The 10,865-nt window shown below is 64.1% G+C and carries 9 protein-coding genes and 1 pseudogene; 9 read left to right on the top strand and 1 reads right to left on the bottom strand.

Features of this window, described 5'->3' with window-relative positions; genetic code table 11:
• Position 1: 1 nt before the first annotated feature.
• From K5R33_RS02070 to cysG, 6 genes are read left to right on the top strand one after another with little or no spacing between them, the layout of a single operon-like run.
• Complete coding sequence (locus K5R33_RS02070; protein ID WP_220747305.1) at positions 2 to 427, top strand: globin family protein; 426 nt, start codon at positions 2 to 4, stop codon at positions 425 to 427.
• Positions 424 to 2,859 (top strand): nitrite reductase large subunit NirB, encoded by a 2,436-nt coding sequence (nirB, locus tag K5R33_RS02065; RefSeq protein ID WP_220747304.1) that lies wholly within the window; start codon positions 424 to 426, stop codon positions 2,857 to 2,859. Before K5R33_RS02070 ends, nirB begins: the two co-directional genes overlap by 4 nt.
• Positions 2,856 to 3,194, top strand: coding sequence for a nitrite reductase small subunit NirD (gene nirD, locus K5R33_RS02060; RefSeq protein ID WP_220747303.1), 339 nt, complete (start codon positions 2,856 to 2,858; stop codon positions 3,192 to 3,194). The genes nirB and nirD overlap by 4 nt, the downstream gene beginning before the upstream one ends.
• Complete coding sequence (locus K5R33_RS02055; RefSeq protein WP_220747302.1) at positions 3,191 to 5,767, top strand: nitrate reductase; 2,577 nt, start codon at positions 3,191 to 3,193, stop codon at positions 5,765 to 5,767. Before nirD ends, K5R33_RS02055 begins: the two co-directional genes overlap by 4 nt.
• Positions 5,764 to 6,699 (top strand): glycosyl transferase family 3, encoded by a 936-nt coding sequence (locus tag K5R33_RS02050; protein ID WP_220747301.1) that lies wholly within the window; start codon positions 5,764 to 5,766, stop codon positions 6,697 to 6,699. The genes K5R33_RS02055 and K5R33_RS02050 overlap by 4 nt, the downstream gene beginning before the upstream one ends.
• Positions 6,696 to 8,078 carry a siroheme synthase CysG gene (gene cysG, locus K5R33_RS02045; RefSeq protein ID WP_220747300.1) on the top strand — a complete coding sequence of 461 codons (1,383 nt, stop codon included), beginning with the start codon at positions 6,696 to 6,698 and terminating at the stop codon, positions 8,076 to 8,078. Before K5R33_RS02050 ends, cysG begins: the two co-directional genes overlap by 4 nt.
• 25 nt (positions 8,079 to 8,103) lie before the next feature.
• Here the strand turns inward: cysG and K5R33_RS02040 are convergent, their stop codons facing one another.
• On the bottom strand, positions 8,104 to 9,216 hold the full coding sequence (locus tag K5R33_RS02040) for a THUMP domain-containing class I SAM-dependent RNA methyltransferase (RefSeq protein ID WP_220747299.1): 1,113 nt from the start codon (positions 9,214 to 9,216) through the stop codon (positions 8,104 to 8,106).
• A 155-nt stretch (positions 9,217 to 9,371) separates the two neighbouring features.
• Here K5R33_RS02040 and K5R33_RS18975 point away from each other — a divergent pair.
• The 3 genes and pseudogenes from K5R33_RS18975 to K5R33_RS02030 all read left to right on the top strand — a co-directional run.
• Positions 9,372 to 9,666 (top strand): annotated as a pseudogene (locus tag K5R33_RS18975) (hypothetical protein); the annotation flags it as partial.
• Positions 9,667 to 9,717: 51 nt separating this feature from the next.
• Complete coding sequence (locus K5R33_RS02035; protein WP_220747298.1) at positions 9,718 to 10,410, top strand: hypothetical protein; 693 nt, start codon at positions 9,718 to 9,720, stop codon at positions 10,408 to 10,410.
• 137 nt (positions 10,411 to 10,547) lie between these two features.
• Positions 10,548 to 10,862 carry a hypothetical protein gene (locus tag K5R33_RS02030; protein WP_220747297.1) on the top strand — a complete coding sequence of 105 codons (315 nt, stop codon included), beginning with the start codon at positions 10,548 to 10,550 and terminating at the stop codon, positions 10,860 to 10,862.
• Positions 10,863 to 10,865 lie beyond the last annotated feature (3 nt).

Genomic DNA, 10,865 nt, shown 5'->3' with positions numbered 1-10,865 from the left:
CATGACCCCGCAGCAGATCACGCTCGTGCAGGACAGTTTCGCCAAGGTGCGCCCCATTCAGGACGCGGCGGCGGCGATCTTCTACGACCGGCTGTTCGCCATCGCCCCCGAGGTCCGTCCCCTGTTCAAAGGCGACATGACCGAACAGGGCGCCAAGCTGATGGCGACGCTGTCGGTAGTGGTGAATGGCCTGCGCGACCTGGGACCGATTGTCCCCGTCGCGCAGGATCTGGCCCGCAAGCACGTGAGCTACGGGGTCACGGCAGAGCACTATCAACCGGTGGGGGCAGCCTTGATCTATGCGCTGTCCCAAGGCCTTGAGGATGATTTCACCGACGACGTGAAGCAGGCCTGGCTCACCGCTTATGGAACCCTTTCGGCGGTCATGATCGACGCCGCCTATGGCACGCAAGAGGCCCAAGCATGACACAGAAACTGATCGTGATCGGGGCCGGCATGGCCTCGGGCCGAGTGCTGGAGCACTTGGTCGAGCAGGCCCCGGATGCCTATGACATCACTCTCTTCAACTCGGAGCCGCGCGGAAACTATAACCGCATCATGCTCAGCCCCGTTCTGGCGGGCGACAAGACCTACGAAGAGATCGTCACCCATGACGACGCTTGGTACGCCGAGCATGGTGTCGATTGCCGCTTCGGTCAGCGGGTCGAGGGGATCGACACAGCCGCCAAAACGGTCACCGCGCCGGGCGGTGAGGTGCTCTCCTACGACAAGCTGGTGTTGGGCACCGGGTCCAATCCCTTCATGATCCCGCTGCCGGGCCATGATCTGGAAGGTGTGATCGCCTACCGCGATCTGGAAGACACCGAAAAGATGATGGAGATGGGCGCGGGCCATAAGGTCGTCGTCATCGGTGGGGGTCTGCTGGGGTTGGAAGCCGCCGCTGGCATGGCCGCGCGCGGTGTCGACGTCACGGTCATCCACATCATGGGCCACCTGATGGAGCGTCAGTTGGACGAAAGCGCAGGTTTCCTGCTGCGCCGGGCGCTGGAAGACAAGGGCATCACGGTCAAGTGTCAGGCGAACTCCAAGGAGATCCTGGGCGAAAACGGCAAGGTCCGCGCGCTGCTGCTGGATGACGGAACGGAGTTGCCCTGCGACCTGCTGGTCATGGCGGTGGGCATCCGCCCGAACGTCGCCCTGGGCAAAGAGGCCGGTCTGGCCGTCGGACGCGGGATCCACGTGGATGACCAGATGGTCACCTCGGACCCGGACGTTCTGGCAGTCGGCGAATGCGTCGAACACAACGGCGCGGTCTTCGGTCTGGTGGCCCCGCTCTATGATCAAGCCAAGGTCGCGGCCCAGACCCTGTTGGGCGAAGACGCGGCCTTCGTGCAGAAAGAACTGTCCACCAAGCTGAAGGTGACGGGTTGTGATCTGTTCTCCGCCGGTGACTTTGCTGAGGGCGAGGGGCGCGAGGACATCGTTTTCCGTGACCCGGCGCGGGGTGTTTATCGCCGTCTGGTGATCGAGAGCGACGTGATCGTCGGCGCGGTGATGTATGGCGATACCGCCGACAGCAATTGGTTCTTTGGCCTCATCAAGGACAAGGAAAACATCGCCGAGATGCGCGATACTGTCATCTTTGGGCCTGCCTACCAGGGGGGTGCCCCCCTGGACCCTTTGGCGGCCGTTGCAGCCTTACCGCGTGACGCGGAGATCTGTGGCTGCAACGGCATTTGCAAAGGACAGATCGAAGACGCCATCGCGGCCGGAGCCACGGACCTAGGCGCCATCAAGGCGACCACCAAGGCCTCCGCTTCCTGTGGGACCTGCACCGGTCTTGTGGAACAGGTTCTGGCCGTCACGCTGGGCGACGATTTCGTTATGCCAGCGGCCCAGACGATGTGTGGCTGCACCGACATGACCCACGAAGACGTGCGGCGCATGATCAAATCGCAAAAGCTGACCTCGATGCCCGCCGTCTGGCAAGCCTGCGACTGGAAAACGCCTGACGGGTGCCATGTCTGCCGCCCGGCGCTGAACTACTACCTGTTGGCCGATTGGCCGCTGGAGTACGCCGACGACCCGCAGAGCCGGTTCATCAACGAGCGGAAGCACGCCAACATCCAAAAGGACGGCACCTTCAGTGTCGTGCCGCGCATGTGGGGCGGTGTGACCACGCCGTCTGAACTGCGCGCCATAGCCGATGCCGCCGAGAAATACGACGTGCCAACCGTCAAGGTGACGGGCGGTCAGCGTATCGACCTGTTGGGCGTCAAGGGCGAGGATCTGCCAGCCATCTGGAAGGACCTCAACGACGCGGGCATGGTTTCCGGCTATGCCTATTCCAAGGGGCTGCGGACGGTGAAGACCTGTGTGGGCACCGACCACTGCCGGTTTGGCACCCAGGATTCCACGGGCTTGGGCATCAAGCTTGAAAAGATCCTCCACGGCGCCTGGACGCCCCACAAGTTGAAGCTGGCGGTGTCGGGCTGCCCTCGGAACTGTGCCGAGGCGACCTGCAAGGACATCGGGATCATTTGCGTGGACTCGGGCTACCAAGTCTCCATCGGTGGTGCCGCCGGTATGGACGTCAAAGAGACGGAGCTATTGATCCAGGTCCCGACCGAAGACGAGGCCATCGCCGTCGTCTGCGCCGTGACCCAGCTGTACCGTGAAAACGGCAAGTACTTGGACCGGATCTATAAGTGGTTGGCCAAGGTTGGCATGGATTGGGTGAAGGAACAGATCGAAGACGAAGCCACGCGCGCCGCGCTGGTTGATCGCTTTGAGATTAGTCAATCCGTCTATCGCCATGATCCTTGGGCGCAGCACGCTGCTGAAAAGCCCCAGAGCTATCAACCCCTTGCAAACCTGTCGCTGGAGGCTGCCGAATGACCGATTGGATCGATGTGAGTGCGCTCGAAGACGTTCCCGTCCGGGGCGCGCGGGTGGTGAAGACGGCCCTGGGCTGTGTCGCGGTCTTCCGCACGGGGGCCGACACGGTCCACGCCTTGGACAATGCCTGCCCCCACAAGGGCGGGCCTCTGGCCGAGGGGATCGTCCACGGCACGTCGGTGACCTGCCCGCTGCACAACTGGGTCTTTTCGCTGGAAACCGGTGAGGCCCAGGGTGCCGACGAAGGCCGGGTCAACACCTACCCGGCGCGGGTCGAAGACGGGCGCATTCTGCTGGAAGCGGCGTTCCTGCGCGCGCGTGTGGCCGCCGAATGACTCTAACACGCACCACCTGTCCCTATTGCGGCGTTGGCTGCGGCGTCCTCGCGGGCGCTGACGGCACCATCCAGGGTGATCCGAAGCACCCTGCGAATTTCGGTCGCCTGTGTTCCAAAGGCTCGGCCTTGGGCGAAACCATCGACCTGAGCGGGCGGCTACTGTCGCCTAAGGTAGATGGCCAGACCACCGACTGGGACACCGCCTTGGACCGGGTGGCGCGCGCGTTTTCCGATGCGATTGCCGAACACGGGCCCGACAGCGTGGCCTTCTACGTGTCCGGCCAGATCCTGACCGAGGACTACTACGTCGCCAACAAGCTGATGAAGGGCTACATCGGCTCGGCGAACATCGATACGAACTCCCGGCTTTGCATGGCGTCGTCGGTGGCGGGGCATAAGCGGGCCTTTGGCACAGATACCGTGCCCGGCACCTATGAGGACCTGGAAGAGGCGGATCTGATCGTACTCGTCGGCTCTAACCTGGCGTGGTGCCATCCGGTGCTGCACCAGCGGATCGCGGCGGCGAAAGCGGCGCGGCCCGAGATGCGGGTGATAAACGTCGATCCACGGCGCACGGCAACGACCGATCTGGCCGATGTCCATCTGCGGATCTTGCCCGATGGCGATGCGGCCCTCTTCAACGGGTTGCTGGCCCATCTGGACAGCACCGGGGCTGTGGATCGTGCCTATGTGGACGCCCATGTGAACGGCTTCGATGCCGCGCTGGCCCAGGCACAGGCCGAAGACCCGACCGCCTCGGGGCTGAGCGCCGAAGACCTTGCAGCCTTCTACGCCGAATGGACAGGTACGCAGAAGGTCGTCACCGTCTATAGTCAGGGCGTGAACCAGTCTTCTTGCGGCACCGACAAAGTAAACGCGATCCTGAACTGCCATCTGGCCACGGGGCGGATTGGCACCCCCGGGTGTGGTCCTTTCTCGGTCACCGGGCAGCCAAACGCCATGGGCGGGCGCGAGGTTGGCGGCTTGGCCAACATGCTTGCTAACCATTTGGATCTGGAAAACGCGGACCATCGCGCCTGTGTTCAGACCGCGTGGGACAGTCCGACCATGGCCGACCACGCAGGCTTGAAGGCCGTCGATCTGTTCCAAGCCTGCGCCGATGGTCGGATCAAGGCGCTTTGGGTCATGTCCACGAACCCGGCGGTCAGCCTGCCGGACTCGGATGGGGTGGCTGCTGCCATCGCCAAAGTACCCTTCGTCGCCGTGACCGACATTATGGAGAACACGGATACCGGCGATTTGGCCCATGTGCTGCTGCCCGCCGCCGGTTGGGGTGAAAAGGACGGCACGGTCACCAACTCGGAACGTCGGATTTCGCGGCAACGGGCCTTCTTGCCTGTGCCCGGCGACGCGCGCCCCGATTGGAAGATCATCTGTGACGTGGCCGCCCGTATGGGATGGGCCGATGCCTTTGATTTCGAGACGCCAGAGGCCGTCTTCGCCGAATATGTTGCCCTATCCAAAGCCGCAGAACCTTTTGCGCGCGACCTGGATCTGAGCGTCTTCGAAGGTGTTGATTATGCCGGTTTGGAACCAACCCAATGGCCCGCCAATGACCGCCGCTTCTTTGCAGACGGGGCGTTTTACCACGCCGACGGAAAGGCCAAGATGTTGCCCGTCGTCGCGCCGCAGCCACGCAATCAGGGTCTGAGGCTCAATACCGGACGCAACCGGGATCAGTGGCACACGATGACGCGCACCGGTAAGGCCCCGCGGTTGGGCGCCCATCTGGCGGAACCTTACCTGGAGGTGCATCCCGACGATGCCGCGCGGGCCGAGGTTACGGTGGGGGATCTCGTGCGCGTAAGCAGCGGGCGGGGCGATGCGATCCTGCGCGTCTTGGTGACCGACCGTGTGGCACCGGGACAGCCTTTTGCGCCCATGCATTGGACGCGCCAACTGACAAGCCGCAGCACCGTCAACAGCCTCGTGACCTCGACGGTCGATCCGATCTCGGGCCAACCCGCCCTCAAGGGGGCTGGCGTTGTGATCGAGCGGTTCACAGCGGCCTGGTACGGGTTCGCGGCCAGTGTGGTGCCACTCGCCCCGCGCCAAGCCTATGCCGCCGTGGCGCGCACCCGCACGGGGTGGCAGGTGGAACTTGCCGGGACCGAGGCGCCCTCGGATTGGGAGGCAGAGGCCCGCGCCGCAACCGGTATCAGCGACGGCGAAGTCTCCATGGTGCAAGATCCGGCCACCGGTGGGGTCCGCGTTGCTCTGTCCCGCGATGGGGTCATCGTTGCTTTGTTTTTCGCCGCCCCCACGCCGGTGGAGGTCGCCCGCAGCCACGCGATCGCGCTAGTCGGCACCGAGACGCCGCCGCTGCAAGCGCTGGCAGGCCGCGTGCCCAGCGACCGTCCTGATCCTGGCGCGACTGTTTGCGCCTGTTTCGAGGTGGGACGGAACACCTTGCTTGCGGCTGTCGCCGAAGGCGCGACCACGGTCGAGGCGCTTGGGGCCAAGACCTGCGCGGGCACCAACTGCGGATCCTGCAAGCCGGAACTGGCGGCTCTGATCGCCGCCGCCCGCGTGCCAATGGCCGCGGAATGAGCCTGGGGCCCTACGTCCGTATTGTGGCGCGGGGCCAGGGCCGCGCCCGCCCCCTGACGCGGGAGGAGGCGCAGGAGGCCATGGCGTTGATCCTCGAAGGCCGCGCCGCGCCCGAGGCGGTTGGCGGCCTTCTGATGGTTCTGCGTCTGCGCGGTGAAGTCCCGGAGGAGATAGCGGGCTTCACCGCCGCCCTGCGCGCCCATGTGACGGGCGACCTGTCACCCGCCGATCTGGATTGGCCCGCCTATGCGGCTGGTCGCACACGGGGGGCGCCCCTGTTCCTCTTGGCGGCGCGGGTGGTGAGCTTGGCGGGCTACTCCGTCTCAATGCACGGTTGGAACTCGCACCAAGTGGATGCCGCCGATCTCCGCGCGGCATTGCCGATGGCTGGGCCCGGCGTCACCTATACCCCGTTGGAAGATCTGTGCCCGCCCGCCTTCCGGCTGTTGCGGTTGCGCGACGATCTGGGTCTGCGGTCTTGTGTCAACACGGTCCTGCGCATGTGGAACCCCAGCGGCGCGCCCGCCACGGTTCAGGGTGTGTTCCATCCGTCTTACCGTAGCCTTCAGGCTTGCGCGGCGGAGCTGTTGGGTGACAGCGACTTGACCGTCATCAAGGGGGGCGGTGGTGAGTTCGAACGGAACCCAGGCAAGCCTTGCACCCTGTTTGGCCTGCGCGACGGCCAACATATCGAACACCCCGTGGCGCCATTGATGGATGAGGCGCGGCGCTTGCATGACCCAGATCGCGCCCTCGACTTGTCGGCGCTTTGGTACGGAGCAGAAGCGGACGACTACGCCATTGCCACGATCCAGGGGACGGCCGCGCTGGCCCTTTGGACGCTAAAGGCTCAGCCCACGATGGCCGCCTGCGAAACCCTGGCCCGCGACCTCTGGAGCCGTCGCCACGACACCGAAGGAATGACCGCATGAAGACGTTTCCCATGTTTCTGCAAATGGCCGGGCGCCGTGTGGTTATTGTTGGCGGTGGCGAACAGGCGGCGCAAAAGGCACGACTGATCCTGAAGACCGAAGCACGGATCGATGTGCTCGCCCCCAGTTTGGAAGAGGAACTTGCCGATCTGGCGGCGGCTGGTCGGGTCCATCACGACGCTGGACCGATCTCCGCCGCGCATTTCGCGGACACGTCACTCGTGTTCGTGGCCACTGGCTGTGCGGGGGCCGATGGGGCGCTGCATGCCTTGGCCAAGGCGGCGGGGACGACGGTCAACGTGGTGGACCGCCCCGACCTATGCGACGCGATCACGCCCTCCATCGTCGACCGCGACCCGGTGGTGGTGGCCATTGGCACGGAAGGCACGGCACCTGTCCTGGCCCGTCAAATCAAGACCCGGATGGAACAAGCACTGGAGCCGCGCCTGGGTGACTTGGCTGCGCTGGCCGGGCGGCTTCGGTCCTCGGCGGCGCAACGTTTGGGCCCGCGCGCGCGCCGCGACCTGTGGCGTTGGGTGTTCAATGACGCGCCCCGCGCGGTCCACGCCGGTGGCGCCGAGCGGGAAGCCGCCCAGCTCATCAAAGATGCGATCCGCACCGGAGACTTTGGCGCGAAAGCGGGCGGCAGTGTCGCGCTCGTCGGTGCGGGACCGGGGGCGGCGGATCTGATCACGCTGCGCGCGGTCCAGCGCCTGCAAGAAGCGGATGTGATATTCTACGATCGCTTGGTCGACCCCGAGGTGCTGGAACTTGCCCGCCGGGACGCGGAGCGCGTCTATGTGGGCAAGGCCCCCGGCTGCCATGCTTGGCCGCAAGAGCGGATCACGGCGATGCTCGTGGCGACGGCGCGCCAGGGAAAGCGTGTCGTGCGTCTCAAGAGCGGTGATCCCGGCGTGTTCGGGCGTGCGGCGGAAGAGTTGGAGGCCCTCAAGGGTGCAGACATTCCGGTCGAAATCGTGCCCGGTGTGACCTCGGCCAGTGGGGCCGCAGCGGCGGCGGGCGAGGTCCTGACGGAGCGTGGCAAGGTCGATACGCTCGTGCTGACGACCGGTCATTCAGAAATCCGCCCAGAGGCGCCCGAATGGTTTGATCGCCTGGTTCCGGGCACGCGGGTTGCGCTCTATATGGCGGTCCGCGCGGCGGGGGATGTGTCACGCCTGCTGGCCTCGGCGCCCCAGGCTGACCGGATCGAGATCTGCGTTGTGGCCAATGCCCAGACCGAGCATCAGCAAGTGGTGACCTGCACACCCCGCGCCCTGCCCACATGCCTGGAACGCCACGGGATCACGGATACGGCCATCATCTTCGTGACGCTTCCCAAAACGGCGGCCGTTGCCCCATTGAAGCAGATCGCCTGAAGCCTTTAGCGGGCGGTTTCCCGTATCAGCCGCCCAAGGCCGCCGTCTGGTACAGCTTCACCCGCAGTCCACCGTGGGCGATGGGGGCGCTTTCGGAAGCAAAGGGAAGGCCACTGGCTTTGGCCAAGCCGCCATCGCTTGTGACCATGGCAACACGCCAGCCCTGAAAGGCCTCGGTCATACGCGCCCCAAAGGCGGCGTAGAGGCCGAACAAGGATTTCCGATCCCCGATCCGCGCGCCATAGGGTGGATTGACGATGACCAAACCGGGTTCACCCTCTGGCGGTGTGGCCTCGCTGACGACGGCTTTGGTGAATGTGCATATGGGCGCCACGCCCGCCCGCTCCGCATTGTCGCGGGCGCGGGCAAAGGCCCCCGCGTCCCGGTCTGATCCGTGAAAGGCCAGATCGGGCAGGGGTGGCGGCGTCTGTGACCGCAGCGCAGCCCAGGCGTCTGGGTCAAAGGTTGCAAGCTGCTCAAAGGCAAAGGCGCGGTCCCGACCGGGCAGGACCCCCGCAGCAATCTCGGCGGCCTCGATCACAAAGGTCCCGGAGCCACACATGGGGTCCACGACGGCCTCTGTCCCAGTAAATCCGCTCGCCCGTAGGAGCAGGGCCGCCATCGTCTCGCGCAGCGGGGCCTTGCCCACGGCGGCCTTATGTCCGCGCTTGTGCAGGGGCGCGCCGGAGGTATCCACCGAGAGGATCACCAGATTGTCGTCGATCCGCGCCCGGATCACGACCTGCGCCTTGGGATCGATGGGGGCGCCTAGTTCCTCGGTGATGGCGGTTTCGATCCGCTGTTGGGCGGCACCCGCGTGATAGATCTTGGACTTGCGGTTGGTGGCGACCTCGACGCGCACGGGCACCTCGGGGCGCAAGACGTCGCCCCAGGGAAACTTGCGCGCCCGTTTGTCGAGCTGGGCCAAGTGGAAGGCGCGGAAGGCGCCCAGGCGCGCCTGCACCCGACCAGCGCCGCGCAGCGTCAGGTTCGCGCGCCAGACATCCGGCCAGCCGCCCTGGATGGTGACGCCGCCAGGATGGACGGTGGGGGCGTTGAAACCCGCGGCGGATACCTCTTGGGCGAGGATGTGTTCCAGGCCAGGCGGGGCCATCAAAAAGATCTCAAACGGGTCCATCCCGGCGCCTTAGCCGGTTCCAGGCCGCCCCGGTACTGAAATCGCACAAACCGTAGGAGAACGCCGTTGACTAGGGTCAGGACCCATTGATTTCCGTCTGATGGCGTGGGTCAGTCTTTGCAGACCGAGCGGTGAACATGTCCGATCGTTTCCGGCTGCTCGGGGGCCGTTGCTACGGCGCCAATTGGTTCGGAGAAGCACGGACAGACAGAAGGATACCCGCCTGTATCCCGAGCCGAAGCAGTGCAAGTAGCCCGTCAAATGCGACAAGCGGCGCCATAAACGCCGCAACCGTCCCTCTCGGGTCAGTGCTGCGCCCTCCCTGCTGGGCAGTGATCGAAGTACTATTCGGCAGACTAAAGGATTGGCGCCGCGCTGCGACACGATACGACAGGTGTCCAATGGCCATTATGACTGCCATCCCTTGCCGCTCGCGTGATTTACTGGCTATGGCATTCAACGAGTCCAGACCCCAGACGCCAATTGCGAATGAGAGTTGTTATGTCCTTGTCAAAGTTGTCTTTAATGCTCTGTTTGCTTGGTCTGGTTGGCTGCAGAATTCCGCCCGTCGACACGACGTTCATCAGCACGACACCAGCCGATGCCAAGAGCTTTGCCGTCGCAAAACAAGCCGTGAGAGCTTGTAGATCATTCACCAATCGCGAACGGAGCTTTCGACAGGCAGGCTTCGGCTATTCGACGCAACCCGTTGTTCTCAGGAACGGACGCGAAGCATTTCGTGTTGTCGTCTCGCCGCCGAACGATGCCGTGTCTGTGCTGATTGATGGGCGAACCTGTTATGTCGGCCTGGAGAATATGACTCCAAGCCAGTCTTACGAGCTTGCCCAAATCTGGGTTCATGCCTACAGCGCTCAACCCAATTCGGCCTATGGAGATGGATTGTCGGACCACGTTTCAGGGGCATGGCGAAATTTCTTCACGGAACCTGCGCGCTTCCCTGACAAAGCCCCGTATTATCATCGGATCTACATTGCCGCATATAAGACCTGGCCGCATGGTCCATATGACCCACAGGGCAATATAGCGTATAACGTCGGTGATGTTTTCCCGAAGAATACGCCAGGTGCCGCGGTGGAGCTGACGCACGCAATCGACTGTAAACCGATCGTCTCAACTGGGCCTCAATCGGGCGCATTCCTCCCTTGCTCAGGGCCCGCATTTAGACCGAAGTAGAACGTGCCTGACCAACGCCTTGCGCCATGAGGTTGATCAATCGTGCTTTAACACACTCTTCCCCAGGTGCGACCGAGAGACAGTGGACAAGTCGCAGGCCCGCGCCATCTCCCATGGTTCAACAGACGGAGAGTGGCATGAACGCCTTACAGGAGAGAGACTTCGACCAGAGCGACCGGGTTGTCGCACCGGCGCCCGCCGACACGCGGTTTGCCGCTGTGTATGAGACGTCGTTTCATCGCAACCGCTTGGCCGAGACCATGGCCCACGCCCGCGCCCAGGTTCAAGCGCACACGCAACACGCCAATGAGTCGACCAAGTCGATGCCCGCCGGAGACCCGGAGGCACCCGGCATGGCGCTCTACCTCAAAAGCGGTCGTGCTTCGATGTTTTTCCTGATCTGGGCGAGCTTTATCGCCCCGATCCTCTTGGTGCTCAGCCTCTGGGACTGATGG

The organism is Jannaschia pagri (assembly GCF_019655435.1).
GTDB lineage: Bacteria > Pseudomonadota > Alphaproteobacteria > Rhodobacterales > Rhodobacteraceae > Jannaschia > Jannaschia pagri.
This window is presented reverse-complemented; position numbering and strand designations above follow the sequence as displayed.

Excerpts from the sequence above, each read along its gene's own strand:
- K5R33_RS02070 (WP_220747305.1), top strand. The coding sequence starts at position 2 with ATGACCCCGCAGCAGATCACGCTCGTGCAGGACAGTTTCGCCAAGGTG.
- nirB (WP_220747304.1), top strand. The coding sequence starts at position 424 with ATGACACAGAAACTGATCGTGATCGGGGCCGGCATGGCCTCGGGCCGA.
- nirD (WP_220747303.1), top strand. The coding sequence starts at position 2,856 with ATGACCGATTGGATCGATGTGAGTGCGCTCGAAGACGTTCCCGTCCGG.
- K5R33_RS02055 (WP_220747302.1), top strand. The coding sequence starts at position 3,191 with ATGACTCTAACACGCACCACCTGTCCCTATTGCGGCGTTGGCTGCGGC.
- K5R33_RS02050 (WP_220747301.1), top strand. The coding sequence starts at position 5,764 with ATGAGCCTGGGGCCCTACGTCCGTATTGTGGCGCGGGGCCAGGGCCGC.
- cysG (WP_220747300.1), top strand. The coding sequence starts at position 6,696 with ATGAAGACGTTTCCCATGTTTCTGCAAATGGCCGGGCGCCGTGTGGTT.
- K5R33_RS02040 (WP_220747299.1), bottom strand. The coding sequence starts at position 9,216 with ATGGACCCGTTTGAGATCTTTTTGATGGCCCCGCCTGGCCTGGAACAC.
- K5R33_RS02035 (WP_220747298.1), top strand. The coding sequence starts at position 9,718 with ATGTCCTTGTCAAAGTTGTCTTTAATGCTCTGTTTGCTTGGTCTGGTT.
- K5R33_RS02030 (WP_220747297.1), top strand. The coding sequence starts at position 10,548 with ATGAACGCCTTACAGGAGAGAGACTTCGACCAGAGCGACCGGGTTGTC.